The organism is Ochrobactrum soli, assembly GCF_003664555.1.
Taxonomy (GTDB): domain Bacteria; phylum Pseudomonadota; class Alphaproteobacteria; order Rhizobiales; family Rhizobiaceae; genus Brucella; species Brucella teleogrylli.
Genome location: NZ_RCHH01000014.1, coordinates 47,767 through 73,518, shown reverse-complemented (window position 1 = coordinate 73,518; position 25,752 = coordinate 47,767). Strand labels below are relative to the sequence as shown.

Below are 25,752 nucleotides of genomic sequence, written 5' to 3'. Positions count from 1 at the left end.
ATGTCTTTCTCACAAATCTGGGATGCGGGCTTCAAGTCCGTGATGATCTACATCGGCGTTGTCTTCTTCTGGCTCTGCTTTCTTGAAGCACATTTTCCTGACCGTGGGTTTTCGGTCACGATCATGAATATCGTCGCCGCCATACTCGCCATTGGCTTCTTCATTTTCGCCCGTCAAAGCTGCCGCAAGGAGCGTGCGCTGGCCGAAGCTGAAATCGCCGCCCTCATGAAAGAGGTGGACTGACCATGTATAGTTTTGTCAACGTCCATAAACGTTACGGCTTGCGAACGGTTGCGCTGCGCAAGATCAATCTGGATATTCAAAAGCGTAGCTTCTTCGTTCTCTACGGTCCAGCAGGTGCCGGAAAGTCAACGATGCTCAACCTTTTGGGCGGCATCACCAGGCCGACATCGGGCGATATTCAGCGCGACGGCGTTTCCCTGTTGCCGCTGCCGCCCGAACGGCGCGATGCTGCGATGGCGTTTGAAAATTACGCGCTTTATTCGCATCTGAGCGTCGGCGAAAACCTCGCCTTTCCGCTCAAGGCGCGCAAGATGTCGCGTGCGGAAGTCGAAGAGAGGGTCAAGCGGGTCTCGGGGATGCTCGGCATCGGCCATCTGCTCGATCGCCGTCCGGGCTTCCTGTCTGGCGGGCAGCGTCAGCGCGTGGCTTTGGGACGCGCTATCATCCGCCCGGCCGACATTTATCTTCTGGACGAACCCATCGGCCACCTTGACGCAAAGCTGCGTCACCAGATGCGGGCTGAACTCAAGGCGCTTGCGCAAGACCTCAATGCGACCGTGGTGTTCACCACCACCTCCAGTCGTGAGGCATTGGCGCTCGGCGACCGCATCGCGGTGCTCAATCTGGGCAAGCTGGAACAGGTTGGAACCCCTGCGGAGCTTTACCACAGGCCCGAAAACGCTTTTGTTGCCTCCTTCATTGGCGATCCCCCAATGAGTTTCGTTTCCGTGCGTGTGACAGGCGAAGGCAAGAGCGTCGGACTGACAAGCCTGGCCGGTGAAAAGATTGTCTCCGATGAACATTTCAGCCGCTTCAGCAAGCTGGATGATCTCAAGGCCGGCTTCCGGGCGGAAGCGGTTTCGCTTGGCGAAGCAGGTAAGTCCGGCACGATTGCAGGGCAGGTCAGCGTCGTCGAGCATCTTGGTTATGCGAATATTGCCGTCGTCAATGTGGGTGGGGATCAGGTGTCGATATCGCTGCCGACAACGACCTCTGTGCGCGCTGGTGACAGGGTCGGCGTTGCAATCGATCCCGGCAAGTTTCAGTTGTTCCAGGGCGAAAAGGCTCTGGAAGGAAGGGCCTGACACATGGCATCGATAAGAGCGGAAAACCTCGTCAAGCGATACGGCACCGTGGAAGCCGTGCACCCGCTGAATTTTGAGATTAATGACGGTGAATTCGTTGCTATTTTGGGGCCTTCCGGCTGCGGCAAGTCCTCGACCATGCGCATGATCGCTGGCCTTGAAACTGTCTCGGATGGCGCCATTTATTTCGACGGTAAAAAGGTCAACGATGTGCGCGCTCGCGATCGCAACGTCGCCATGAGCTTTGAGAATTACGCACTCTATGCGCCGATTACCGTTTTCGAAAACATCGCCTTTCCCCTGCGCGCATCCGGCATGAGCGATGCGGAGGTAAAAAAGCGTGTGCGCGACATCGCATCCAAGATGGAGCTGGAGTCTTTGCTCTCGTTGCGTCCGGGCGGTCTGTCGTCGGGGCAGGCGCAGCGTGTTTCACTGGCGCGCGCCTTGGTCAGAAAGCCGTCGGTCTTTTTGCTGGACGAGCCTATCAGCCATCTCGATACGCGTCAGCGTTATCGCATGCGGCGGTTCATCAAGGCGATCCATCAGGAATTCGCCCATACGATGATCTATGTGACCCATGATCAGGAAGAGGCTCTTGCGCTCGCCGACCGCATCATGGTGATGAGCAACGGCAATATCCAGCAATTCGACGTCCCATCGGAGATTTATCAACGCCCGAAAAATGCCTTTGTGGCGGGATTTGTCGGCGAGCCGCCGATCAATTTTCTCCCCTATAAGGCAGCCTCTAACCGTGCACTGGATGTGGAGGGCAATCATATCGATCTGCCGGACCATCTGCTGCCGCGTCTGCAAGAGGTCGGGCCGCAGGGACAGATCGCCGTGCGACCGCATTTCCTGAAACTCGGCGCGCATGGTCCGATCCAGTTGAAAGCCAAAGCCTTCATTACCGAGGAATTGCAGGATCACAGCATTGTCTTTGCCGATGTCGGCGCGACCCGCATATCCATCGTTACAGCGCCGGATATTCGTGTGGAACGCGGTGAGGCGATCACGATTTCCATCGATCCGTCGCAACTGCTTCTGTTTCATGCGGCAAAGGAAGACCAGTTCAAATGACGCGCAAGGCTTATGATTATATCGTCGTCGGTGGCGGCACGTCCGGTTCCTATATCGCGGCTAAAATGGCCGAGCAGGGCGCAAGTGTTCTGGTTCTCGAAGCGGGCGGATCGGATCGCAATCCGCTGATCCAGATGCCGGCAGGTTATGTGAAGTTGCTGAATGCTGCGCGCTATATGTGGTTTTTCCAGTCGGTACGACAGGAACAGCTCAATGGACGCACACCGGTCATTCCGTCCGGCCGCGTCATCGGCGGCGGGTCTTCGGTCAATGCGATGGTTTATATCCGTGGCCAGTCCACCGATTACGACCGCTGGGTGGAGGCGACCGGCGACGAGAGCTGGCGTTACGAGCGACTGCTGCCACTTTTTCGCGCCATTGAAGGCAATAACCGTTTCAACGACGATCTGCATGGCAGCGAAGGACCGATGAAAGTCTCCGACCCGTTGCATGTCAATGAGTTGTCGCGGGCTTATGTGCAGGCAGCGCAGGCCACAGGCCTGCCCTTCAAGGCTGACTTCAATCGCGGTCAGCAGACCGGAGCGGGTTTTTTCCAGCTCAACACGCATAATGGTCGACGCTGTTCGGCAGCCGATGCTTTCCTCTATCCGGCGACGAAAACGGGGCTCATCGATATATCAAGCGGCAGCCTCGTTCATCGCGTGCGCATCGAAAACGGACGTGCAAAGAGCGTAATATTCTCGCGTGGCAATGCCGTAACCGAGATCGAGGCGCAAAAGGAAGTGGTGCTTTGCGCCGGGGCCATCGCCACGCCGAAAATCCTGATGCTGTCGGGCATCGGTCCGCAGCAGCATCTGAAGGCGCACGGCATCGATGTTGTGCTGGATCGCGCAGGCGTCGGCGAAAACCTTCAGGATCACACCGAGGTGCCGGTGCTTGCCTTCTGCAACGGCAAATACGGCTATTTCGGGCAGGATAAAGGCTGGAACCAGATCCGCAATGGCCTGCAATATCTTCTGTTCAAAAGCGGTCCGGTCACATCGAACGGGGTGGAAGCCGGTTCGTTCTTCGACCCGGATGATTTCTCCAACGACGCGAAGATACAGCAGTTCTGTATTCCGTCGGTTTATCTCGACCGGGGCACAACCGATCTGAAGCCGAGCTATGGCGTCACCATCAATTCCTGTGTGTTGCGTCCGGCGTCCAGGGGAACGGTACGGCTGAATTCTGGAAGGGCTGACGAACAGCCCCTGGTGAACCCGAATTATCTGTCCGATTCGGAAGATCTGCGCCTGTCTATCGCGGGCTTGCGTCAGGCGCGCAGAGTGCTGAATTCGGCGCCGCTCAAGCATATGGTCGACCGCGAAATCTTTCCGGGCACCGGCAAGGATACGGATGAAGAGCTGGCCAAACATGTAAGGGCATTCGTCAAAACCGTTTATCATCCGGTCGGTACAGCGCGAATGGGGCGCGAGGACGATCCGAATGCGGTTGTCACCAGCGATCTCAAAGTGATGGGTGTCGAGGGCTTGCGAATCGGCGATACTTCCGCAATGCCGAACATCATCAGTGGCAATACCAACTCGACGACACTTGTGATTGCGGCAAAGGCAGTTGAAGCCATGGCCGGTACTGTGACCGGTGCCATGGGTAGCAAGCGGGCAGGATGATATGAGATCCAAGAAAACGATTGCAAAAATCGTCCGACCGAAACCGGTATCCGAGATCGTGCTGGAACGACTGCGCGCCGATATCGTCAACAACGAATTTGCGCTGGGCGAGAAGATTTCGGAAGGCCAGTTGTCGGAACTTTATCAGGTCACGAAGGCACCAATCCGTTCGGCCTATATCCGCCTTGAAGCAGAAGGGCTGATTGAAATCCGGGCGCAGTCTGGAACTTTTGTTTTCAAGCCGACGCCGCAGGAGCTTCAGGCTCTGTCCGAGCTGCGCACGGCGCTGGAACTTGAGGCAATTTCTCTTGCCATGCAGCGCAGCCTGCGTGTGTTGCAGCGCAGCGTCAGCGAGATTTATGACGAGATGGTCGATTGCGCCCAACGCGGGGCAATTGATGAATATCAAAAGCTCGATACGCGGTTGCATCTTCTGTTCGTGGAAAGTGCATGTTCGCCTTTCCTGGAGGAAACATTCACCAGCAAGGTTAATAGCCGCTTTGCCGCGCTCCGCACGCGTTTCAGCCAACAGCCGCAGCATGTCGAACATTCGCTCAGCGAGCATAAGGGATTGCGCGATGCAATCGAAGCCAATGATGTGGAAGCGGTGCGCAAACTCCTGCGCCAGCACATCGGCTATTCTGAAGTCTATTACGCCGGTCTGATGGACGAGTGACGGCATGACAAATCCCGACCGCAGTGCAGAAATTTCTAACATGTTACATGTTTCAGGCGAGCCATTGATGTGGGCCGTCGTTTGCGATGCGCCGGACGAGAAGATGGAGGGTGTCAGCCTGCGCCGGATTCCGCGTCCACAACCTTCTAAAGGGCAGGTCCGCGTCCGCGTTGAGGCGGCATCGCTCAATCCCGTGGACTGGAAACTTGCGACCGGCTTTGCGCCATGGTGGCAAGGAACCGGCGCGCATGTGGTTGGCCTTGATGGCGCAGGCGTGATCGACAGTCTGGGACCGGACGTGACGGGCTGGAACGTGGGGGATCGAGTCCTATGGCACAGCGACCTTAACCGGCAGGGCGTTTTGGCCGAATTTGCACTGGCTGACAGCCACGTCCTGTCCCGATTGCCAGACGACATAGCGGCGACGTCTGCGGCGGCGCTACCCTGTGCCGGCCTGACGGCCTATCAGGCATTGGTGCGCAAGGCGCACGTGGAAGCAGGGCAGACCGTACTTGTTCAGGGCGCGAGCGGCGCCGTGGGCGGCTTTGCCATGCAGATCGCCAAATCCACAGGCGCGACCGTCATCGCTCTGGCGCGCAAGGATCAGGAACCGCGCGTAAGATCGCTTGGTGCGGATCATGTTCTGGACCGCCATGCAAAAGATCTGAAGCAACACGTGCACGCGCTCACCAATGGTTACGGAGCCGATATCATGCTGGAGGTCGCCAATCCCGGCGATGCGCGGCAGTCACTAGATCTGATCCGTTATAACGGGCATCTGCTCTGCATCGATCCCATGCCGGTTTTGCGTGAGGTTCCGCCCTATACCTATGCCGCTTCCATCCATGAAGTGGCGCTGGGCGGCGCCTATGCCGCCGGGCATGTTCCCACCCAGCGAGACTTCGCCGTGATGGGCGACGCCATGCTGGCGCTTTTGCAGCAAAAGAAAATTGACCCGATGATCGAGCAGGTCATTTCGCTGGACGAGGCGGTCGATGCGCTCAAGAGCATGCGCGAGCGTAACGTACTTGGGAAAATCGTGGTGCGGATCGGAGGGGCTTCATGAGCAACCTGTCTTCCGTCCGTGGCATTCGTTTTCCGGGCCGCTATATCCAGGGCCCCAATGTCTTCGCGCAACTGGGGCAGCACAGTCGCGAACTTGGCGTCAAACCTTTGGCGCTTCTGGACGGTTTTCTTTTCGCGGAGCTGGAACCGCGCCTGTGTTCCGCCTTCGGCGAGGCCATGCAGCCGGTGGCTGTCAGACATGGCGCCGAGTGTTCGGAAGCGGAAGTGGAGCATGTCCAGAAACTGGCCGCCACATCGTCCTCAGACCTGATCGTCGGGATCGGCGGTGGCAAGGTGCTCGATACGGCCAAGGCTGTCGCTCACCGGCTCGGCCTTCCGGTTGTCGTCGTGCCGACAATTGCCGCGTCCGACGCGCCGTGCAGTGCGCTTGCCGTGGTTTATCGCGATGATGGTACGGTTGCCTATGATCTGTTCCTGCCGCGCAATCCTGATCTCGTCCTTGTCGATACGCTGCTGATCGCGCGCGCTCCCTCCCGTTTTCTGGCGGCGGGGATCGGCGATGCACTTGCCACCTTCTATGAGGCCGAGGCCTGCCGCCGAAGTGGTGCGGCGAACTGTATGGGTCTGCCCGGCACCAATCTGGCTTTTGCCATTGCCTCCAGATGCCGGGACGAAATCTTTGCCTTCGGTGAAGAAGCACTTGCGCAATGCGACCGCAACGAGACAGGCCCGGCGCTGGAACGCATCGTTGAAGCCAACATTCTTTTGTCGGGCATTGGCTTTGAATCCGGCGGCGTTGCAGCCGCCCACGCCATTCACCATGGCCTTTGCGAACTGGATGACGTGCACCATCATCTGCATGGCGAAAAGGTCGCGATCGGCGTGCTGGCGGGACTGCTCATTGCTGGCGAAACAGAAGAATTCGAGCGCGTACGCAGCTTTTGTCAATCGGTGCGCCTTCCCACCCGCCTGTCCGATATCGGCATAACTGAGGTGACGGAACAAAAACTTAGCGTCGTCGCAAGGCGCGCCACCCGCGAAGGCGAGATTATTCACAACGAGCCGATGCCCGTTACAGCCAACATGGTGGTTTCGGCGCTCAGGGCACTAGCTTCGTGATTTCAAGGACAAATGAGGAGGTTAATCAAAATGGATGTAAGCACATTCGCAAAGCCGGTATTTGACGGCAAAGTTGTGATCGTTTCCGGCGGCACCAGCGGCATCGGGCTTGCCATGGCGCGCGGTTTTGCCGAAGCCGGTGCGACCGTCATCGCGACGGGCAGTTCCGAACAGCGTATCGCAGAGGCCGCACAGTTTGCGACTGACCGGCTGTCGTTCCAGCGTCTGGATGTGCGCGATGCGCCAGCCGCTGATGCATTTTTTGCCAAACTGGAACGTCTGGATGTTCTGGTGAATTGTCAGGGCATTTCCCGCCCGGACAAGGAATGGGATGAAGATACATTCCTGAATGTGATCGATATCAACCTGTCGAGCGCCATGCGCCTTGCCCGCAGCGCTTATCCTCTCTTGAAGGCGAGCGGCGGCAATATCATCAATGTGGCGTCGATGCTGAGCTATCTTGCCGATGAAACCGTGCCCGCCTACACCGCGAGCAAGGCGGGTATCGTCGGTCTGACCCGCGCCATGGCGCATAAATATGGTCGTGACGGCGTGCGCGTCAATGCGGTCGCGCCGGGCTATCACAAGACCGACATGACGAAAGACCTCTGGCAGGTCGAGGACAGTGCGGACAAGATCGCGCAGCGCTCGGCGCTGAAGCGGTGGGGCACGGTGGACGATCTGGTCGGGCCGACGCTTTTCCTTGCGTCACCTGCGGCAGCTTTCGTCACCGGCGCCGTATTGCCGGTTGATGGTGGCTATCACAGCGGCTGACGAATTTTCCAGATAGTGGCTCCGCAGGCAGAAGGTGCGGAGCCATTAATACAATTAATGACATGTTACATTTCTGTTTGCATGGGCATATTCTGCAACGGACAGCGAGAATTTGATGAAAAGACGATATTACGCCGGTTGGGATTTCAGACGCGCCCGCAACATCGAGGAACTGCGTTTGATCGCGCGCCGCCGAACGCCGAATTTCTGCTTCGAATATGTCGAAGGCGGAGCGGATGACGAGGTGACGTTGCGCCGCAACCGGGAAGTCTTCGAACAGATCGGCTTTCTGCCGCGCACGCTTGTCGATGTGACCAGTCGAAACCAGTCGGTCGAGCTCTTCGGCCAGCGTGTCGCGAGCCCGTTTGCGATCGGGCCGACCGGCTTTAATGGAATGCTCACGCATCAGGGCGACCTGAAGCTTGCGCGCGCCGCTGCGAAGGCTGGCATTCCGTTCACGCTCAGCAATGTCTCAAATACCTCGATGGAAGATGTCGCCGAGCATGCAGGCGGCACCTTGTGGATGCAGGTCTATATGTACCGGACACGCGAATTCGTCCGGAAAGTCGCCGAACGCGCCAAGGCAGCTGGGTTTCAGGGTCTTGTGGTCACGACGGATATTCCGGTCTATGGCAATCGCGAATGGGACCTTCGCAATTTTCGCCGCCCCATGAAGCTCAATCTGCGCAACCTTATCGACACGGCTCTGCATCCGCGCTGGTTGCTGGACGTGCCGATCCCGCATGGTTTGCCGCGTTTCAAGAATCTTGGTGACCTTCTGCCACCGGGACAGGACTCTGCCAAAGGTGCGTCGGCGGTTTTGGGTCGCGAGCTTGATCCATCTCTCAACTGGAACGACATTCGTTGGCTGCGCGATCTGTGGCCGGGAAAACTCATCGTGAAAGGTGTCTCGACGGCAGCGGATGCAAGGCTGGCGTTCGATTGCGGCGCCGATGGGATCGTGATTTCCAACCACGGCGGACGTCAGCTTGACGGTGCGGTGTCGGCTCTGGAAGTGCTTCCGGAAATTGCCGCCGAGCTGAAAGGCAAGCTTGCTATCATGCTGGATGGCGGCTTCCGACGCGGCACCGATATTCTCAAGGCGAAGGCTCTGGGAGCTGATCTTGTGCTGATCGGCCGCGCTGGGATTTATGGTCTGGCCGCAGGCGGTGAGGCTGGCGCGCGGCATGCCATCGGCATCCTGTCGTCAGAGGTGGACCGCGGGCTGGGACTTCTTGGATGCCCCGATATTACGACCCTCAACAAGGGTGCGCTGAGGGTTTCGTCCGCTGCACGACTATTCTGTACCGCAAGAGACGAGACACGGCATCTAGCCTGTTCAAACGATTCATGCGCTGAAAGGCGAAAAGATACCGAAAGGGAGTGAGACATATGGAGAAGGATGCCAAATTGCGCACGACAAAAACGGTGATTGTGACGGGCGCTGGTGGAAATCTGGGCGCGAAGGCAGTCGCAGCACTGGCCGCAGCGCCCTGGTGCGAGAAAGTCATTGGTTTCTATTCGCCCAATCGCACGCCACCGAAACCGGAGAACGACAAGATCGAAGTCGTGGTGGCCGATCTGACCGATGCGAACGGAAGCTGGCGTCAGCACCTTGAAGGCGTGGATGCCGTTGTTCATTTTGCCGCAAAAAACCCCGTGCCGGACTCCACATGGTCCGAAGCGGCTGCGTCATTCGACATGACCGTCAATCTCGGACTCGCTTGTCTTGAGCATGGCGTCGCCCGTTATGTCTTCTGCTCGTCCAATCACGCGATGGGCGGATACAAGGATGGCGAATTGGCCGCCACCATGGCTCCGGGTGCCCTCCGCGAGGAACTGGCGCCAGCGCCGGGCACCCGCTGGAACGATGGCACGAAGGATATCGACTCGACGGCGTATGGTTCCTCCAAGATCATGGGTGAGCGTTTCGTCGCCGGTCTTGCCGCTGGTTCCAAGGGACGTCTGAGCGCTGTGTCGTTGCGCGTCGGTTGGGCGTTGCCCGGCGACAACGACCCTGCCGATATCAGCACCTCCGGCTCGCCCAGCGGGCAGAGCGCGACCAGCACCGCCGACGCAGAGGAAGCGCGCACATTGCGATGGTTCCGCAATATGTGGTTATCCAACGGCGATTTCGAACAGCTTGTCTTTACCAGCGTTACCGCATCGAGCGACGCTTGGCCGGAGCAAGGCATTGTGGTTAACGGTGTATCGGCGAATGCCGGTTCAGACTGGAGCCTCGACAATGGCAAACGCTTCCTCGGCTATCATCCGCAGGACGATCTTTACGCCCGCATCGCCCAATGAATGGAGGAGACCCCAATCATGACCGAACAGAATAACAATCCGGACGAAATCACCCTGATCATTGGCAGCTATACGGATTCGCTACCCCATGTGCAGGCGCGCGGGCAGGGGATCAGCGTTCTTCGGCTTTCGAGCGAAAGCGGTCGGATCACACCGGTTTCGCAATTCGCGGGGCTTCGCAACCCGACTTATCTGACGCTATCTGCCGATAAGAAGACGCTTTATGCCGTCGAGGAACTTTCTGCCAAGGATGGCGCTGCGGCGGCAGCGCTCAGCTTCGATAAAGCCTCGGGCGATATACGCTTGCTCGGTCGCGTCGATGCGATGGGCGACTGGCCTTGCCACGTTGCGCTGGACAAAGCCGAAGACAGGCTTTTTGTTTCCAACTATCTGAGCGGAAATTTCATAACCTGCGAACTCGACGCCGCCGGTGTTCCGACCGGAGTGGTTGTCAATGTTCAGCGCAGTGGGACGGGTCCCAACGAGAGCAGGCAGGAAGGACCGCATGTTCACTGCGCAGCGGTCACTCCCGATGGCAACCACGTTCTGATCTGCGATGCAGGAACGGATGAGATTGCGCGTTATTCACTTGCTGAAGGCTTGATAGCAACAACTCCCGATCGCGTGGTGAAAACCAGAGGCGGGTATCTGCCCCGGCATATGGCGCTTTCGACCGATGGGTCGAAGCTCTTCGTTGTGCATGAACTGGGATGCTCGGTCAGCGCATATGCCCTTGGCGACGATGCAATCCGGCTGATCCAGGAAATCTCCACCTTGCCCGCGGTCTTTACCGGTGAATCGGCTTGCGCGGCAATCCGCGTCCACCCGAACGGACGGTTCGTCTACGCATCCAATCGCGGTCACGATACTATCGTCGCTTTCAAGGTTCATGCTGAAAGTGGAGAAATGGAGGCTGTTGGCTGGTACACGACCCGGGGTGAAACCCCGCGCGATTTCGCTATCGACCCGAGTGGGCGCTGTCTGGTTGCAGCCAATCAGGACGGTCATTCGCTCGCGGTCTACGAGATTGATCAGACAAGCGGGGCGCTTTCGCCACTTGGCGAAACTTATGAGATCGGCAGCCCGGTCTCCGTCGTGTTTGCGTGAGGGTCAGCCGTTAAACTCATTAAACTGACGGGCGATGTCGCGGACACAATCCGCCATCGCTCTGAGGATTGCTTCCGCCGGGGTTTCCTCGAACCGATATCGCGGCATGCTGACACTGATACAGCCCAGTACCTGCCTGTTGCGATCCACGATAGCGCGACCGTAACAGCAGATATCGTCCTCGTTTTCTTGCAGATCGTGCGAATAACCGCGCTCACGGGTTGCCTCGATTTCACGGGTGAAATCGTCGCGACCGGTAATCGTTTGGCGCGTTCTTTGGGGAAGGGGCAGCGTATCGAGTGTTGCCTGAATTTCAGCCTGATCAAGCGCCGCAAGCCAGGCTTTCCCGACCGCGCTGGAGTGAAGCGGCACCCTTGTGCCCACCCGGGACATCATCCTGACGGTCCGGTTGCTTTCCAGCTTGTCGATATAGATCATTTCATTGCCGTTGCGGATCGCCAGATGGATTGTCTCATCGATGGCGTCGCGCAGCCGCACCAGCGGCAATTCCGCCGCTTGTCTCAAATCCGAACGCTCCCAGCTGCGTGCGGCAAGGCTGATAAGCCGCGGGCCCAGCAACAACAGGCCCGATCCCCGAACTTCCGTCAGCATACCTTCGGCCTTGAGCGCCGCAACGATGCGATAAACCGTAGGGCGAGGCAAATCGACCGCCGTGGCAAGCCTGGCAGTCGTCAGCGGTTGTTCCTGATCGCTGACAGCCTGCAAGACCTGCATGAAACGGGAGAACGCGGCGGTGCCGGGTACTTTTTCCTGCATTGTCAGGATCTATTCTCCCTGTTTCAGCGGTCCTTCGGCCCTTGGTTAGGCTATTAGGTAGCCGCCATCGACGGGCATGACAATACCGGTGACAAAAGCTGCCGCAGGGCTGCAAAGAAACGCGACAGCGCCAGCAATATCCTCTGGCTTGCCCCAGCGCTTCATCGGGGTGCGGTCGAGGATGGGCCCGGAACGCGTGGGGTCGTCCTGTAAAGCCTGTGTCAACGGCGTGGCGATCCAGCCGGGTGCAACAGCATTCACCCGGATGCCGTCGGAAGCATAGGCGATAGCCAGCGATTTGGTGAGCTGAGCCACGCCGCCCTTGCTGGCGCTATAGGCGGGGACAAGCCCGCCGCCGAAGAAGGACAGCATGGAAGCGGTGTTGACGATGGCGCCTTTGCCTTCCGCGAGTTTGCTGCGCGCTGCCGTGCAGACGCGCATCGTGCCGGTAAGATTGATGGCGAGCACTTTTTCAAACACGTCGAGTTCATGTTCCTCATGCCGCCGGATGACGCCTGCGCAATTGACCACCATGTCGAGCCGGTCGAGACCGTCAATCAGCGCCTGAACGCCATTTGCATCGCAAACATCCAGTTCATGATAGCTGATATCGAGACCTGCTTCCGGCTTTGACTGGTCGCTACCGAGGCCAACGGCGACGACACGCGCGCCAAGCCTGGCAAGGCCGGTCGCAATTCCGGCTCCAATGCCGGTTGTGGCTCCGGTGACGAGCGCTAGTTTCCCTGAAAACAGATCGGGGGCATAGGTCATGGTGAAAACTCTTTGAGGGGTTGGGAGAATGGGAGCGTGCAACTGGTGCTGCAAAAAGGCAGGATTCAAACCTGCCTTTTTGACTTATTTTGTATCCGGCAACCGATTGCGATCAGCGGATAAACTGATCGACATAGTCGGCGCCGAGGCCGATTTCTTCATAATGTTTCCGGCACATGTCTATCTTCGTGAAGACATCTTCATAGCCGTTATTGTTGCCCCAGGGGTCGACGTAATACATGCAACCATTAACCTGGAAATAGGTGATCATTTCTTCCACACCTTCATCGACAACCAGCGTGTGGATTTCGCCTGGTGGTTCGAAAGCATAGGACCCCTCGGTGGCGATCCAGTCGTGCTCCAGATAGCGCCAGCTGCCTTTAAGCACCAGCGCGTGGACAGGGCCAGGATGACGATGGCGGCTGAGCACGCCAGACTTGCGAACCTTCAACAGGTTCATCCAGTAACCGGCTGACCGGTTGAGGCACAATGGCCGGAACCAGACATTTTCGGACTGTGGAACCCAGATACGTTCGTCGGTTGGAATGGCGTTGGGCACCACCAAATCAGGCAGCATTTCTACTGGCTGCGGCTTTTGATAGGGCATCCGACGCAATGTTTCGGGGTCGATATCCCCGGGCGGTTGCGCGACCACGGCTCCTCCTGTGTTCACATTATGGACAAAAAGTCTATAATATGAACGTAGCATTTGCGAAACTGACATGTCAATTTAAAACTGACATGTCACATTCTGTTTTTCAATCATTGTTTTGCGGAAGTGACGGCGTTCGGCCTTTCCAATTTCTTTGGAACAGCTCGTTTCCAGCGATCTTATAATGACCTGGAGCGGCGCTTTTCGCTCGACCGCTTGTTTCTGGCATGATATTCGAAAATTGAATTATATTCAATTATTGGAGGAAATATGGCCCCCGAGCTGAATGGCGCGCTGCGTCTCCACTTCGTCATCGGTGATCCCGTCGCACAGGTAAAATCGCCGCAAGGTGTAACCGAGATGCTTCAATCCCGGGGGCATAACGCCATCTGCATACCGGGCCACGTGAAGCCCGAAGATCTGGCCAGTTTCTGGCAATGCGCCCGCGCGCTTCAGAATCTGGATGGTATTATTGTCACCGTTCCCCACAAGATCGCAGCCACGCGCATGGCGGATCGTCTTTCCGAAACGGCGGCGTTTCTGGGCTCTGTCAACACGTTGCGACGGACCCCAACAGGCTGGGAAGGCGCGATGTTTGACGGAATGGGCCATGTTGCGGCGCTACGTAAGGCTGGCTGCCAGCTGGAAGGCAAAAAGGTTTTGCTGGCGGGCGCTGGCGGTGCAGGTGGGGCAATCGCCTATGCGCTCGTTCAGTCGGGTATCGCGGAACTGGCGGTCCATGAAATGGATGCGGCACGCCGCGATAGCCTGATCGAACGGCTTTCTTCTCTGGGTCTGGCGAAAATTGGCGTGGGCACATCAGACCCGTCCGGATTTGATGTTATTGTCAATGCGACGCCTGCGGGCATGAAGGAAGGCGATGCTCTTCCCTTTGACGGCGACAAGCTGGCATCCGACATGTTTGTGGGAGAAGTGATCACCAAACCGGCCATTTCCCCGCTTGTGGCGCGTGCGCGCGAAATCGGCTGCGGCACAATCACCGGCGCTGATATGTTCGTCGAAGTACGCGATCTGATGGTCGATTTTCTTTGCGCGGTGTGAACGACATGAACAGGCATTTCGTACTCGCATTCCTCACCGTTCCCGATCTCGCTCCTGCGGAAGCAATCCGCATCGCAGCGGAAACTGGCTATGACAGCGTTGGTCTGCGCTTGCTTCCAGCCGCCGCCAGCGGTGAGGGACCCTATCCCATTTTAACCGACCCGGCAGTTCTGAGAGAGGCCCGGTCAGCTTTGTCCGATACCGGCATTCGCATTGGGGATGTCGAGATCGTGCGTTTGAAAGCGCAGACAAAGGTCGAGGAATTTCTGCCGTTTCTGGAATGTGCGGCAGTGCTCGGCGCTGCAAATATTCTGGTTGCTGGTGATGATCCAGATCCAGCGCGGCTCACCCAGACTTTTGCGCGTTTCGCCGAGCTTGCGGGCCGCTATGGTTTGACCGCTGATCTCGAATTCATGCCGTGGACTGGCGTGCGGGACGCACAAGCGGCTTTGGCCATCGTGGAAAAGGCCGGCCAAGCCAATGGTGGTGTGCTTGCCGACGCTCTGCATTGGGACCGCACTGGCGGCAAGGTCGATGATCTCACATCTATTCCGACCGAGCGTATTCATTATTTTCAAATATGCGATGCGCCAAAAGAATTCATCGACACCGATAGCGAACTGATCCGGGTTGCCCGCGGCGGGCGGCTGTTTCCGGGACAGGGCGGTATTGATCTGCGCGCATTTCTGGCGGCTTTGCCTGCGAATGTGCCGATCAGTGTGGAAATCGCCTCCGAAGAATTGAACGCGCGGCTGGCGCCGCGTGAAAGAGCGGCTCAGGCGCTGGCCGCGACACTGAGCTTGATGAATTCCCTCAAAAATTAAAATCAAATTATTTTCTGGAATGATATTCAAATTTCTGTATAACGATCCTCACGCTGGGGAGTGAGGATCGTGAGTCCTCGGCGCACGAGGACAAAAATGTCGCATCATGACGGTGGAACCGCGCTGCAAATGCAACGTGGAACGTATGCGATCGAGTGGAGGAACAGATGAACAGCATAGATGCCGTCGGGTCCGATGGCGCAAAACTGACACTTGCAACCCGCAAGGGTGTGCACGGAAAAGCCATTGATCAAACGAAGCAGGACAATATTGCGTTAGAAGCCATTGGCGCTTCGCAAAACTGGTCTTCGTTGAGGGTCATCATTCTGGCGATCTGCTTTTTGTTGAACGCCATCGACGGCATGGATGTTGTTATCCTTTCCTATATCGCGCCTGCGCTTTCGGCAGACTGGGCGCTGTCACCGGAGCGGCTTGGTGTCGTGTTCTCCGCAAGTCTTGCGGGCATGGTGATCGGCTGCTTCTTCGTTGCGCCGCTTGCAGACAGATGGGGTCGCCGGCCACTGACGATTACGGCCCTCGCGGCAATCACAATCGCCATGATCCTGAGCGGCTTTGTAACCACAGTCATGGAACTGGTTGTCCTGCGCTTCTTCATCGGCGTTTGGATCGGCGCGATCCTTGCTTCGATGGCCGCGCTTGCTGCGGAATTTGCACCGGTAAGGGAGCGTTCCTTCGCCGTGGCCGTCATGACCGCTGGCTATCCGCTTGGAGCGGTTTTTACCGGCCTCGCCATGGCACCGCTGCTCCCTGTCTACGGCTGGCATATGATGCTGATCGGCGCGGGCATTGCCTCGTTGGTGGTGCTGCCGTTCGTCTGGTTTTTCCTACCGGAATCGCTCGATTTTCTGGTCCGCAAACGGCCTGAAAATGCTCTGCAACGCGTCAATCATGTGCTGGCGAGGCTCGGTATGGAGTCGGTCGAGCAATTGCCGCAAAAGTCCGCTCAGCAGAAAGCTGCCGGTTTCGCTACCATTTTCGCCGAAAATCGTCTGGTGCCAACGATTTGGCTCTGGGTCGGAATTTTCATGGGCTTCCTGTCGCTTTATTTCGTTATCTCATGGGTGACGAAGCTTGCCTCCCAAGCCGGTTTGACATTGGAAAATGCCATCTATGTTGGCGCGATCCTGAACTTCGGCGCGTTTCTGGGAACGTTGCTGATGGGCAAGCTGTCGAACCGCTTTCCGCAAGGCATTGTCGGGGCTGTGTTCCTTGTTCTCGCCGCTGCACTTCTGGTGGTGTTCGGAACAGTCCACATGTCGCTCGGCATCGTACTCTTCACTGCTTTCCTCATGGGAATGGCGATCTATGGCGGCTTCAACTCCTTCTATGGTCTCGCAGCCAGCCTTTATCCGGCTTCCGTCCGGGGCACGGGCGTTGGCTGGGCCATGGGCGCAGGGCGCTTTGGCGCCGTCGTTGGCCCATCGATGGGCGGCGTTCTGATCGGCTCGGGGGCAAGCCTTTCGACGGTGATGATCGTCTTTGCGGTTCCGCTGGTGATTGCGGCCATCGCCGCCCTTTACTCCCAAGCCCGATAGTGACGCGTTCTGGCAGATAGGAAATACATATGTCTCCCGACCACTCCATCGATAACAACGACCCGATGGTTTCCTCTCATCGAGCGGCATGCGATGTCCTCGTTATCGGTTCTGGTGCCGGGGGACTTTCTGCAGCGGTAGCGGCAGCGCATTTTGGACTGAAGGTCATCGTGGCCGAAAAAACCGATGTGTTCGGTGGTACCACTGCCTTTTCCGGTGGCTGGCTGTGGATCCCCAATGCGCCTCATGCCGTATCGGCTGGCAAGGGTGAAAACCCCGCTGAGCCGAAAGCCTATTTGCGGCATATCCTTGGCAATAGTTACGATGAGGCCATGATCGACGGTTATCTGAAAGCCGCGCCGCGCATGCTGTCTTTCTTTGAGCGTCACACGCGAGTCCGCTTCAATCCGGGCAGCGGCGTGCCGGATTTTCACGGTAATGCACCGGCGGCGGCGACAGGCTGGCGTTCGGTTGTCGCCGCACCTTATGACGGTCGCGAACTTGGCTCCTTGATCGGAAAATTGCGCCCACCGATCCCCGAAACAACGTTTTTGGGCATGGGCATCGCATCAGGCGTCGACATGCGCATGTTCCTGACGGCGATGCGCTCACTCAAAGCATTTGCCTATGTTACACGACGCGTGTCGAAACATCTGCGCGATCTCGTTGTTCATCGGCGCGCGATGCAACTTGTCAATGGCAACGCGTTGGTCGCTCGGCTATTGCGGTCTGCATCCGATAAGGAGATTACCCTTTGGTCGGGAGCCGCAGCGCGCGAATTGACCGCCGATCAGGGAGGTGTCACGGGCGCGGTTCTCATGACCGCTAAAGGCCCCCTTACTGTCACTGCCAAACACGGCGTCGTGTTGGCGACAGGCGGCTTTCCGCATGATAAAGAGCGGCTTTTCGAACACCTGCCGCATGTTCAGGCCGGTACGGATCACGCATCGGCAGCGCCCAAAACAAACAGTGGCGATGGTATGCGTCTCGCCGAAATGGTCGGCGGGCACGTATCGGACCGCATGGCGCATGGCGCGGCCTATGCGCCGGTATCTCTCGTTCCCCGCAATGATGGAACCGTGGGGCGTTTTCCGCATCTTGTCGAGCGCGGAAAGCCGGGTGTGATCGCGGTGTTGGCTTCGGGAAGCCGTTTCGCCAATGAGGGCGGCCCCTATCATGACTATGTTTGTGATATGATAGCAGCGACCCCGGAGGGGCAACCGGTTGTCTCATGGCTCATCTGTGATCATCGGTTTTTGCGCCGTTACGGTCTTGGCGCTGTCAAACCAGCGCCCGTTCCTTATCGGCGTTGGTTGAACAACGGCTATCTTATCAAGGGCGCAACGATCACCGAATTGGCTGAACGCTGCGGCATCGACGCGGCGGGTCTCAACGCGACCGTCACAGCGTTCAACCGTGATGCGCAATGGGGAGAAGACCCGCAATTCAATCGCGGCCAGACACTCTATCAGCGGGTTCAGGGTGACCCTGATCAGAAACCCAATCCCTGTATTGCTCCCATGCGCAATGGACCTTTCTATGCGGTGCGAATTGTACCAGGCAGTCTGGGTACATTTACCGGTATCGAGACCGATGCATCTGCGCGTGTCCTCGATGCTTCGGGCCAGCCAATTGCCGGTCTTTATGCAGCCGGCAACGACATGAACAGCATTATGGGTGGTCACTATCCAAGTGGTGGTATCACACTCGGCCCTGCCATGACTTTTGGGTTCATCGCAGCTGAAACCATTGCCAAGCAAGCTGCGACTGAGAGCACTCACTCCAACAGCAAGGAAACAGAATATGCGATCTGAGCATGATCAGCACAAAGCGGACGAAGTCGATCTCCTGGTTTGCGGTGCAGGCGCTGGTGGCATGACGGTGGCGCTGGTTGGTGCTCTGGAGGGGCTAAATGTCCTCCTATGTGAAAAGACAAAACAGGTTGGTGGCACAACCTCAACCTCGGGCGGCACCACTTGGGTGCCGGGAACACATCTTTCTGAAGAAGCAGGCGTTTCTGATACAGTCGAGGATGCGCGCGCTTTTCTGGAAAGCGTTGTCGCCAATCGCAGCGGCATTCGGCTGCGCGAGGCGTTTCTCGCCTCAGGGCGCGAGGCTATCGAGGAACTCGACCGTCGCACCGATGTGAAATTTGCCGCCGCTCTTGCACATCCCGACTATCTCGACGGGCCAGGTTCTGCCTATGGGGGCCGGGCTTTGGGTCCAGTCACTTTTGATGGTCGCCTGCTGGAGCGTGATGATTTCGACCGGGTTCGTCCGCCGCGCCGCGAATTCATGGGACTTGGCGGTATGATGGTGGGACGCAATGAACTGGGCGCCTTGCTGCAACCCTTCGGCTCCATCGCCAATTTCCGCAGCACCGTCCAGATCGTCGGGCGCTATGTGCTCGACCGCCTCAGTCACAAGCGCGGAACACGCCTTTTGATGGGCAATGCACTGGTGGCACGGCTTCTCTTTAGTCTGCGCAAGGCAAAGGTGCCGGTGCTGTTCGAAACCGGCGTTCACGAACTGATTGTGGAGGATGGCCGCGTTGTTGGCGCGGTGTTGGAGGGGCCATTGGGACTGCGTCGCATCAGGGCTCGCAAAGGGGTCGTGCTGGCGACGGGGGGCGTATGCTGGAACAAGAAAATCCGCGACCGGCTGTTTCCTGAAGCGGCGCGCGATTATTCGCTGGCGCCTGTCACCAACACCGGCGATGGAGCGGATGTGGCAATGGCGATAGGCGCGCGCTTCGAAGATGGCGGCGATAGCCCCGCCCTTTGGATGCCATGCTCGTCCTATCGTCGGGCAGACGGATCGCTGGCCGTGTGGCCGCATATCATCCTCGACCGCGCCAAGCCGGGCCTTCTGGCGGTTGACGCTGCGGGCAAGCGCTTCGTCAATGAATCCAATTCCTATCATGATTTTTCGATGGGTCAGATTGGTAATGGCGCCAATCCAGCCCACCTGGTTTGCGACGTAGCATTTCTGCATCGCTATGGTATGGGGATGATCCTGCCGGGGGCGAAGAACCTGAAAGCCATGCTCAAGGCCGGATATGTGATCGAGGGCGAGACCTTGCCGGAACTGGCGGCCAAGATCGGTTGCGACGCGGGCATGCTTGTCCAGACCGTCGAAGCCTATAATCGTTCTGCCGCAACCGGTATTGATGAAGACTTTGGGCGCGGCACATCGGTGATGAACCGGTTCAATGGCGACGCGAGCTTCAGCCCTAATCCGTGCTTAGGGCCGGTTGGTGCCGGTCCCTATTACGCCATGGCTGTGCGCCCATCCGATCTCGCCTCCAGTGCAGGTCTTTCCGGCGATGAATTTGGCCGGGTTCTCAATGAGAACGGTGAGCCGATCCATGGACTTTATGCTTGCGGCAATGATCTCGCCTCCATCTTTCGCGGGACCTATCCGGGGCCGGGCACGACCATTGGTCCAGCCGTGGTGTTTGGATGGCGTGTGGCTAAACACGCCGCCGGAAAGCTTACCGATGTGTCACAAGATGCGCCCGACGTTATCACGAATGAAAGGAAGAAACATGCAACGCTATGAAATCGCAACTCTTTCCACGACCATGGGGGCAGCCGCCAAGGTTGCGCCGGCAGTGGAAGCATTCGCGGGGGAAGGCAAGGGGCGTCTTCTGGGCATTTTCTATGCCGATATTGGCGCGTTGAATAAGGTTCTGGTTCTGCGCGGCTTTGATACCACCGGCGATTTTGAAGTCGAGCGTGAGCGCACACTTCGCGCGGCCAGTCCGTTTGGTGCTGCCGAATGGCTGACCGGACTGGAACTTGAAGGCTATGCGCCATTTCCATTTCTGCCGCCGATTGAGACTGGCAGCTTTGGTCCTGCCTATGAATTCCGTACCTATGTTCTCAAGACCGGTGGTCTGGAGCCAACGATAAAGGCATGGGAAGCGGCTGTACCGGCGCGCACGGAACTCTCAAAGCTGACCATCTGCATGTATGGCGTCGACGGCAAGCCGCGCATGACGCATATCTGGCCTTTCGCTTCGGTGAACGAGCGCGGCCAGATCCGTGCAGATTCCGTTGCCAAAAACGTGTGGCCACCGAAAGGCGGGCCGGATTGGCTGACGACCGACATGCGTTCGACCATCGCTTTTCCGACTGCAAATTCGCCTCTGAAATAAGTCGCGACGATCAAAACGGGAGAAGAAGAAATGGCCTCGTTTCCTCTTGGAGTGAGTACGATCAGTGATGCCTGGACAGTGCCGCTGGAAGAGTCTTTGAAGCGTCTGGCGAAGCTTGGCTTCACGCATTTCGATGTGATGGTCAGCCCGGCGCATCTCGACATCCAGAATATGACGGCGCGTGATTATGCGCGCATCCGTCGGTTTCTGGAAGCGGAAGGCTTGACCATTCATTCGCTGACGGCACAGAGCCTGGACCATAATCTTGCTTCGCCCCGCGAAGAAATCCGCGAAATGACGGTCGGCTTCAACAAGAAACTATTGGACGCGACCTACGAACTTGGGGCCCAAGGCTTTGTCTCCGTATCAGGGCGATATAATTCCCTAAATGCGCCACCAAAGGCGCAGTTGGAGGGCTGGTTCCGGGGTTCTCTCGAAAAGACGGTCGCTTATGCGGAGCGGGCTGGGGTAAAGGTGTTTCTGGAAAACATTCCGATGGGGGTTTTGCCGGATGCAAAGAGCATGGTCAAATGGGTGGAAGAATTTGCGAGCCCCGCTTTGACCATCTGCTACGATCTGGCCAACGCGCATTTCATCAGTGAGGACCTGAGTGAAGCGATCCCGCTAGTGGTCCCTTACCTCGATATACTGCACATGTCCGACACCGGGAAAAGCGCCTGGAAGCACGACCCCATCGGAACGGGCAGCGTTGATTTCGTGGCGGCGGCCAAAGCACTGGCCGCGTCGGATTATCGGGGACTGTCGGTCGTGGAAATTCTCAGTTCCGAACCGGACGCCGCAATTCAGGACGCTTTGCAAAAGCTGCAACCTCTGGGCTGGGCGCTGTCTGAACAACAAAACTTACGCAAGGCTGGCTAAGCTTTTTTCAGCTCTGCGTTAATCCTCCGAAACAAAAGAAGCCCCGAAAGGATCATTCCCTTCGGGGCTTTTGCTTTAGAGCGGTTCCGGTTAAGAAGGAATCGTGGAACCGCTCTATTTATTTGTTTTTAAGCATTATCCTACGTATCGAAGCGGGATCAGAAATCAGTCCAGTGGACTGATTTCCCCGCGTAGGCGTTCCGCACTTTTGCTGGAAATGCTCTATGCCGGACGGGCCTCAGCTTCGCTTGTGCAAGCCGGGAAAGTAGCGCGATCCACTCGCCGCAAGACCGATCTCTTCTGCTGCCCGGGTGAGGTGCGGTGCAAGCTCCGCCATCCGCTCCGGTGTCATGCGGACAGTTGGTCCGGCGATGGAAAGGCAGCTAATAACCTCGCCGCCGCTGCGAACCGGCACAGCCATCGCAGCCATGCCAATAATGTAGCTATTGACCGAAATGGAATAGCCACGCTTGCGTGTCTGCGCCAACACTTTCAGAAGTTCAGTGATCGTGGTGGGAGCACCAGGACCGGAGGGCTTGTTGCTGTTGACGAGGCCCTGTTGCGCAACCCGGTGCAGAGCCTCTTCATCGGTCATCGAGGCAAGCCACGCCTGACCACCTGCGCTTGTGGCCAGATGAACATTGACGCCCTGTTCTTGTCCGGGATCATAACGCAAACCGCCGGTCGCGCCTTGTGCAACCGCGACCCAGATCAGATCGTCGCCATCAATCACCGAGAGACGAATCAACTCGCCGCTGGTTTGGGCCAACCGGTCCAATATGGGCTGAGCCACATCTCCAACGCCCGTGCGGCCGAGAAAACCTACACCGAGCGCTGCGAGCTTCATGGTGAGCGCATAGTCTCCTTGATCCTGAACTTGACGAACATAACCAAGTCGAATCAATTCGTTAAGCGTGCGGTGCACGCCACTTGGAGGCTGATTGACATGCTGGGCAATCGCTGAGACGGACAGACCGGCAGGACGAGCCGCGAGCAGCTCGATGATGGTCAGCGATTTTTCAAGAGCGCTCATAGTATCCCATTTCAGTTACCTATGCTCTTTGTGGCATATGAGCCAAGACAGTCAAGGCGATTACAGTGCGCCGTCAGAAGAATTGACCCAAGCCGTGGCGAACAATCGGGCAGTGTGGCACTTTTGGTTCCCACGGATAGAAGCTGACGGGGAAGGGGCGCAAACCTTCGGGCAATCGCTTAGATGGTTAAGACGATCTTGGCGGCGGCGGTGTGCCCCCTATCAAGATCGCGGAAGGCTTGGCTCCCTTCGGATAAATGCCGGCTTTCGACCCAATTGAGCGGACCCAGTCGCCCGGATGCCAGCAGCGCGACTGTTTCCCGAAAATCCGCCATTGAATAACAATAGGAGCCGATGAAAGCGATTTCCGCAAGCGTGATCCGTCTGACATCCACGCCTTCCGATCCCGGCAGAAGGCCGAGATGCACAATCGTAGCCCCGCGGCGTGCCATCAAGAATGCTGCCTCTCTCGTTTGCTTCGCGCCGACCGCGTCAAAGATCAGATCGACCGAGTTCGCCGGAGGCGCCGATGACGCATCGTTGGGATCGTAGGCGATAATCGCGGAACTGGCGGCAGACGCGGTCCGGCGGCGAATAGGATTTGGTTCTGCAAGCATTACAGCACCCGCCCCTTGGGCAATTGTGACAAGCGCGGTCGCCAGTCCGATGGCTCCCCCGCCAAGCACCGCAACGCGCGCTGCCGAAAGCGGACGACGCAAATTGTTTGTCCCGAGAAGAACTCCATGATAGGCGACCGCTACCGGTTCGGCGAGCGCGGCCACACGAAAATCCATGTCGTCTGGAATTTTCACCAGATTGCGTTCTGGGACCACGATCCGTTCGGCAAAGCCGCCTGCATGCGGCGGGAGCCCTATGTTACGCTGGTTCTCACACAGCTGTTGCGCCCCGGACAGGCACTCGGTGCATTCTCCGCAGGTCAAAAGTGGATTGACCGCCACACGCTGCCCGGCCAAAAATCCTGTTTCCACAACACCAGCTATTTCATGTCCCATAATCATCGGTGGAACCCGACGCGGGTCGTGTCCGTGATAACCATGCATGTCCGAGCCGCAGATGCCACACGCCTTGATCTTGAGAAGCGCTGTGCGGGGGCCAGCTTGCGGTTCATCGACTTCGCGATAAACCATGTTTTCTTTACCCAGATAAACCAGCGCTTTCATTGTGTTCCTTCTCCCAAATGTGGCATTGCGTGCTTTATCGCCCGCGCGTTCTCGAAGCCGCGTTGCTGTTATGCACGAGGGTTGACTACGGTTCACTTGGGGCGCGGGGTTCGATGGGGTTGAACCCGTGGACGCTTGGTTCGCTCCGCCCGGATTATGCGCTAATCTGGAAGCGGTCCGATATGATCGAGCCTGGCGCCGCGAGCGGCTCGCGTACCCAGCGCGCGTACCGGCTCATTATCTATGCCGTAACGCTCAGCCATCATCATGATATGTGCAGAAAGTTGCTGCAGCGCTTCGGCAATCTGGTTGTTTTCCAGAAGATCGACAATGACCAGATGCTCCGCGCTGGAAAATTTGCGGGTTGGCAAAGACGAGCGATGCGACCGCAACGCCGCAACTTTGCTGGCGACCAGATGATAGGCGTTAACGAGGTAGGGATTGCCACAATTTTCCAGCGCCGCGTCGTGAAAATGATCGTCGGCCCGGGCACTGCGCAAAACATCGCCAGCCTCACATGCCTCAACCATGTCTTTCGCTGCGATGCGCATCGCGTTCAACGTTTCATCACGCCTGCGCACCATGGCGAGACGTACCGCTTCAACTTCGATAGTCTTTCGGAACTCGCACAGATTGACGGTATCTTCATGGGTCGGCAGGAAAACAAAAGTGCCCCGCTGGGGTTGCACATCAATCAGACCCTGCTGCTCAAGAATGGCGAAGGCTTCCTTGACGGGACTGCGGCTGACACCGAGCGCGGTTGCGAGCTTGTCTTCCGACAGCGCATCCCCCAGTTCAAGTTCACCGTCTATAATTGCCCGCCGCAACCTGTCGGTCACCCGTGCACCCAGCGAGGATCGCGGTTTTGAATGCATTTCTGCGGACCCTTTCCTTGTTGCAGCTAAAATAACTTCTCAATGCAGTATAAATGATTCCTGTACGCGTCCACCGGGGGCGAAGCAACACCCCCGGTGCCATGACACTCTGACAGTTACATACTGTCGAGGAAGCATTTTGTTGCCGCCATTCCCTTTTCGGCACGTTCAAGGAAACTAAGTTCGGTATCGCCTTTATGCGGAGTTTCGACGCTGATGACGACATCGTCGGGCAGTACGGACATCAGTTCGCGCAACCAAAGACCACCGTCGCCGGGGAACATCCGTCCAGTTCGGGCCTCAGCAATGCAACCGGCATTGTCCACCGGCTGTTCAGCCGGTGCATCGCAAAGTTGCAGATAGAGCGCCAGTCCTTCCGGCAGGGACGCAACATCACCGGGATTACCGCCCGACCGGGACAGATGCAGCGCATCGATCAGGAGCCCGACATTGTTCCGGCCTGATGCGGTGGCAAGGCGCGTTGCATCCTGGATCGTCGCCGTCGAACGCCAGCGCATGAACTCTACCGCCATTTTGATGTCGTATTGTGCTGCAGCATCGGCGATCTGCTCCAGATTGTCCGAAGACCGCGACAGGTCGGGGTCTTCGCAGGTGATCTGCATCACCGGCATGCGCAATTCGCCAGCCGTTTCGATGATTGGTAGCCATGCCGCAATATCGGTCTGTGGTAAAAGCGTAAATACTTCCCCGTCATAGAACGAGACACCGGTATCTGCGGCGGCGGCCTTGATCTCCCGGAGCAGCGGCTTTTGGCCGACAATGGGATGGGCGAGTTCCAGTCCGTGCGGGGCGATTAGCCGCAGACTGACCATATCATAACCGCAGGACGCTGCGATCTTGACGTTATCAACGGGTGGGCAACCGAAGACGGTCAGATAGGCGAGGGAGAGAGGATGTTTTTTATACATGCTGCGGCC

25 protein-coding genes are annotated in these 25,752 nt (G+C 57.6%); 18 read left to right on the top strand and 7 right to left on the bottom strand.

The window, feature by feature from the left end; genetic code table 11:
• The 11 genes from D8666_RS19105 (at window position 1) to D8666_RS19055 (ending at window position 11,045) form a co-directional block, all read left to right on the top strand.
• Window positions 1-243, top strand: coding sequence for a hypothetical protein (locus D8666_RS19105; protein ID WP_109365617.1), 243 nt, complete (start codon window positions 1-3; stop codon window positions 241-243).
• A gap of 2 nt (window positions 244-245) precedes the next feature.
• The gene (locus tag D8666_RS19100) at window positions 246-1,328 is read left to right on the top strand and encodes an ABC transporter ATP-binding protein (protein ID WP_121539056.1); all 1,083 of its coding nucleotides are present in this window, start codon (window positions 246-248) and stop codon (window positions 1,326-1,328) included.
• 3 nt (window positions 1,329-1,331) lie between these two features.
• On the top strand, window positions 1,332-2,405 hold the full coding sequence (locus tag D8666_RS19095) for an ABC transporter ATP-binding protein (protein WP_109365619.1): 1,074 nt from the start codon (window positions 1,332-1,334) through the stop codon (window positions 2,403-2,405).
• Window positions 2,402-4,036 carry a GMC family oxidoreductase gene (locus D8666_RS19090; RefSeq protein ID WP_121539055.1) on the top strand — a complete coding sequence of 545 codons (1,635 nt, stop codon included), beginning with the start codon at window positions 2,402-2,404 and terminating at the stop codon, window positions 4,034-4,036. Before D8666_RS19095 ends, D8666_RS19090 begins: the two co-directional genes overlap by 4 nt.
• A 1-nt stretch (window position 4,037) precedes the next feature.
• Window positions 4,038-4,712, top strand: a complete 675-nt coding sequence (locus D8666_RS19085; RefSeq protein ID WP_109365621.1) for a GntR family transcriptional regulator — start codon at window positions 4,038-4,040, stop codon at window positions 4,710-4,712.
• A gap of 67 nt (window positions 4,713-4,779) precedes the next feature.
• Window positions 4,780-5,778 (top strand): zinc-binding dehydrogenase, encoded by a 999-nt coding sequence (locus D8666_RS19080; protein WP_121539054.1) that lies wholly within the window; start codon window positions 4,780-4,782, stop codon window positions 5,776-5,778.
• On the top strand, window positions 5,775-6,857 hold the full coding sequence (locus tag D8666_RS19075) for a glycerol dehydrogenase (protein WP_121539053.1): 1,083 nt from the start codon (window positions 5,775-5,777) through the stop codon (window positions 6,855-6,857). The genes D8666_RS19080 and D8666_RS19075 overlap by 4 nt, the downstream gene beginning before the upstream one ends.
• Window positions 6,858-6,887: 30 nt before the next feature.
• Complete coding sequence (locus D8666_RS19070; RefSeq protein WP_121539052.1) at window positions 6,888-7,631, top strand: SDR family NAD(P)-dependent oxidoreductase; 744 nt, start codon at window positions 6,888-6,890, stop codon at window positions 7,629-7,631.
• A 115-nt stretch (window positions 7,632-7,746) separates the two neighbouring features.
• Entirely contained in the window at window positions 7,747-9,018 is a 1,272-nt protein-coding gene (locus D8666_RS19065) for an alpha-hydroxy acid oxidase (RefSeq protein WP_121539051.1), read from the top strand.
• A 23-nt stretch (window positions 9,019-9,041) separates the two neighbouring features.
• Window positions 9,042-9,938, top strand: a complete 897-nt coding sequence (locus D8666_RS19060) for an NAD-dependent epimerase/dehydratase family protein (RefSeq protein WP_209445996.1) — start codon at window positions 9,042-9,044, stop codon at window positions 9,936-9,938.
• A gap of 18 nt (window positions 9,939-9,956) precedes the next feature.
• A complete protein-coding gene (locus D8666_RS19055) occupies window positions 9,957-11,045 on the top strand; it encodes a lactonase family protein (RefSeq protein ID WP_167836120.1) in 1,089 nt (362 codons plus the stop codon).
• A 3-nt stretch (window positions 11,046-11,048) separates the two neighbouring features.
• Here D8666_RS19055 and D8666_RS19050 read toward each other — a convergent pair whose 3' ends face one another.
• From D8666_RS19050 to D8666_RS19040, 3 genes are all read right to left on the bottom strand, one after another.
• On the bottom strand, window positions 11,049-11,822 hold the full coding sequence (locus D8666_RS19050) for an IclR family transcriptional regulator (RefSeq protein WP_121539048.1): 774 nt from the start codon (window positions 11,820-11,822) through the stop codon (window positions 11,049-11,051).
• 45 nt (window positions 11,823-11,867) lie between these two features.
• Entirely contained in the window at window positions 11,868-12,593 is a 726-nt protein-coding gene (locus D8666_RS19045) for an SDR family NAD(P)-dependent oxidoreductase (protein ID WP_121539047.1), read from the bottom strand.
• 112 nt (window positions 12,594-12,705) lie between these two features.
• Window positions 12,706-13,200 (bottom strand): 2,4'-dihydroxyacetophenone dioxygenase family protein, encoded by a 495-nt coding sequence (locus D8666_RS19040; protein WP_121539079.1) that lies wholly within the window; start codon window positions 13,198-13,200, stop codon window positions 12,706-12,708.
• Between the two features lie 315 nt (window positions 13,201-13,515).
• Between D8666_RS19040 and D8666_RS19035 the strand changes: the two genes are divergently transcribed.
• The 7 genes from D8666_RS19035 to D8666_RS19005 all read left to right on the top strand — a co-directional run bounded on the left by D8666_RS19035 (window position 13,516) and on the right by D8666_RS19005 (window position 21,725).
• On the top strand, window positions 13,516-14,307 hold the full coding sequence (locus tag D8666_RS19035) for a shikimate dehydrogenase family protein (protein ID WP_121539046.1): 792 nt from the start codon (window positions 13,516-13,518) through the stop codon (window positions 14,305-14,307).
• Between the two features lie 5 nt (window positions 14,308-14,312).
• On the top strand, window positions 14,313-15,131 hold the full coding sequence (locus D8666_RS19030) for a sugar phosphate isomerase/epimerase family protein (protein WP_121539045.1): 819 nt from the start codon (window positions 14,313-14,315) through the stop codon (window positions 15,129-15,131).
• A gap of 167 nt (window positions 15,132-15,298) precedes the next feature.
• On the top strand, window positions 15,299-16,687 hold the full coding sequence (locus D8666_RS19025; RefSeq protein WP_121539044.1) for an MFS transporter: 1,389 nt from the start codon (window positions 15,299-15,301) through the stop codon (window positions 16,685-16,687).
• Between the two features lie 29 nt (window positions 16,688-16,716).
• Window positions 16,717-18,501, top strand: a complete 1,785-nt coding sequence (locus D8666_RS19020; RefSeq protein ID WP_121539043.1) for an FAD-dependent oxidoreductase — start codon at window positions 16,717-16,719, stop codon at window positions 18,499-18,501.
• Window positions 18,491-20,248 (top strand): FAD-binding protein, encoded by a 1,758-nt coding sequence (locus D8666_RS19015; protein ID WP_121539042.1) that lies wholly within the window; start codon window positions 18,491-18,493, stop codon window positions 20,246-20,248. Before D8666_RS19020 ends, D8666_RS19015 begins: the two co-directional genes overlap by 11 nt.
• Window positions 20,235-20,846 (top strand): NIPSNAP family protein, encoded by a 612-nt coding sequence (locus D8666_RS19010; protein WP_109365635.1) that lies wholly within the window; start codon window positions 20,235-20,237, stop codon window positions 20,844-20,846. Before D8666_RS19015 ends, D8666_RS19010 begins: the two co-directional genes overlap by 14 nt.
• Before the next feature lie 30 nt (window positions 20,847-20,876).
• Entirely contained in the window at window positions 20,877-21,725 is an 849-nt protein-coding gene (locus D8666_RS19005; protein WP_109365636.1) for a sugar phosphate isomerase/epimerase family protein, read from the top strand.
• Window positions 21,726-21,963: 238 nt separating this feature from the next.
• Here D8666_RS19005 and D8666_RS19000 read toward each other — a convergent pair whose 3' ends face one another.
• From D8666_RS19000 to D8666_RS18985, 4 genes are all read right to left on the bottom strand, one after another.
• The gene (locus D8666_RS19000) at window positions 21,964-22,758 is read right to left on the bottom strand and encodes an IclR family transcriptional regulator (protein WP_109365637.1); all 795 of its coding nucleotides are present in this window, start codon (window positions 22,756-22,758) and stop codon (window positions 21,964-21,966) included.
• 179 nt (window positions 22,759-22,937) lie between these two features.
• Complete coding sequence (locus D8666_RS18995; RefSeq protein WP_109365638.1) at window positions 22,938-23,939, bottom strand: zinc-dependent alcohol dehydrogenase; 1,002 nt, start codon at window positions 23,937-23,939, stop codon at window positions 22,938-22,940.
• 161 nt (window positions 23,940-24,100) lie between these two features.
• Entirely contained in the window at window positions 24,101-24,814 is a 714-nt protein-coding gene (locus tag D8666_RS18990; protein WP_109365639.1) for a GntR family transcriptional regulator, read from the bottom strand.
• 116 nt (window positions 24,815-24,930) lie between these two features.
• A complete protein-coding gene (locus D8666_RS18985) occupies window positions 24,931-25,743 on the bottom strand; it encodes a sugar phosphate isomerase/epimerase family protein (RefSeq protein WP_121539041.1) in 813 nt (270 codons plus the stop codon).
• Between the last annotated feature and the right edge of the window lie 9 nt (window positions 25,744-25,752).

What these genes read in the sequence shown, in the direction of transcription:
- D8666_RS19015 (WP_121539042.1), top strand. Translation starts at nt 18,491, where the DNA reads ATGCGATCTGAGCATGATCAGCACAAAGCGGACGAAGTCGATCTCCTG.
- D8666_RS19025 (WP_121539044.1), top strand. Translation starts at nt 15,299, where the DNA reads ATGAACAGCATAGATGCCGTCGGGTCCGATGGCGCAAAACTGACACTT.
- D8666_RS18990 (WP_109365639.1), bottom strand. Translation starts at nt 24,814, where the DNA reads ATGCATTCAAAACCGCGATCCTCGCTGGGTGCACGGGTGACCGACAGG.
- D8666_RS19080 (WP_121539054.1), top strand. Translation starts at nt 4,780, where the DNA reads ATGTGGGCCGTCGTTTGCGATGCGCCGGACGAGAAGATGGAGGGTGTC.
- D8666_RS18985 (WP_121539041.1), bottom strand. Translation starts at nt 25,743, where the DNA reads ATGTATAAAAAACATCCTCTCTCCCTCGCCTATCTGACCGTCTTCGGT.
- D8666_RS19030 (WP_121539045.1), top strand. Translation starts at nt 14,313, where the DNA reads ATGAACAGGCATTTCGTACTCGCATTCCTCACCGTTCCCGATCTCGCT.
- D8666_RS18995 (WP_109365638.1), bottom strand. Translation starts at nt 23,939, where the DNA reads ATGAAAGCGCTGGTTTATCTGGGTAAAGAAAACATGGTTTATCGCGAA.
- D8666_RS19005 (WP_109365636.1), top strand. Translation starts at nt 20,877, where the DNA reads ATGGCCTCGTTTCCTCTTGGAGTGAGTACGATCAGTGATGCCTGGACA.
- D8666_RS19105 (WP_109365617.1), top strand. Translation starts at nt 1, where the DNA reads ATGTCTTTCTCACAAATCTGGGATGCGGGCTTCAAGTCCGTGATGATC.
- D8666_RS19040 (WP_121539079.1), bottom strand. Translation starts at nt 13,200, where the DNA reads ATGCCCTATCAAAAGCCGCAGCCAGTAGAAATGCTGCCTGATTTGGTG.
- D8666_RS19070 (WP_121539052.1), top strand. Translation starts at nt 6,888, where the DNA reads ATGGATGTAAGCACATTCGCAAAGCCGGTATTTGACGGCAAAGTTGTG.
- D8666_RS19050 (WP_121539048.1), bottom strand. Translation starts at nt 11,822, where the DNA reads ATGCAGGAAAAAGTACCCGGCACCGCCGCGTTCTCCCGTTTCATGCAG.
- D8666_RS19000 (WP_109365637.1), bottom strand. Translation starts at nt 22,758, where the DNA reads ATGAGCGCTCTTGAAAAATCGCTGACCATCATCGAGCTGCTCGCGGCT.
- D8666_RS19055 (WP_167836120.1), top strand. Translation starts at nt 9,957, where the DNA reads ATGACCGAACAGAATAACAATCCGGACGAAATCACCCTGATCATTGGC.
- D8666_RS19100 (WP_121539056.1), top strand. Translation starts at nt 246, where the DNA reads ATGTATAGTTTTGTCAACGTCCATAAACGTTACGGCTTGCGAACGGTT.
- D8666_RS19045 (WP_121539047.1), bottom strand. Translation starts at nt 12,593, where the DNA reads ATGACCTATGCCCCCGATCTGTTTTCAGGGAAACTAGCGCTCGTCACC.
- D8666_RS19020 (WP_121539043.1), top strand. Translation starts at nt 16,717, where the DNA reads ATGTCTCCCGACCACTCCATCGATAACAACGACCCGATGGTTTCCTCT.
- D8666_RS19010 (WP_109365635.1), top strand. Translation starts at nt 20,235, where the DNA reads ATGCAACGCTATGAAATCGCAACTCTTTCCACGACCATGGGGGCAGCC.
- D8666_RS19075 (WP_121539053.1), top strand. Translation starts at nt 5,775, where the DNA reads ATGAGCAACCTGTCTTCCGTCCGTGGCATTCGTTTTCCGGGCCGCTAT.
- D8666_RS19035 (WP_121539046.1), top strand. Translation starts at nt 13,516, where the DNA reads ATGGCCCCCGAGCTGAATGGCGCGCTGCGTCTCCACTTCGTCATCGGT.
- D8666_RS19065 (WP_121539051.1), top strand. Translation starts at nt 7,747, where the DNA reads ATGAAAAGACGATATTACGCCGGTTGGGATTTCAGACGCGCCCGCAAC.
- D8666_RS19085 (WP_109365621.1), top strand. Translation starts at nt 4,038, where the DNA reads ATGAGATCCAAGAAAACGATTGCAAAAATCGTCCGACCGAAACCGGTA.
- D8666_RS19095 (WP_109365619.1), top strand. Translation starts at nt 1,332, where the DNA reads ATGGCATCGATAAGAGCGGAAAACCTCGTCAAGCGATACGGCACCGTG.
- D8666_RS19090 (WP_121539055.1), top strand. Translation starts at nt 2,402, where the DNA reads ATGACGCGCAAGGCTTATGATTATATCGTCGTCGGTGGCGGCACGTCC.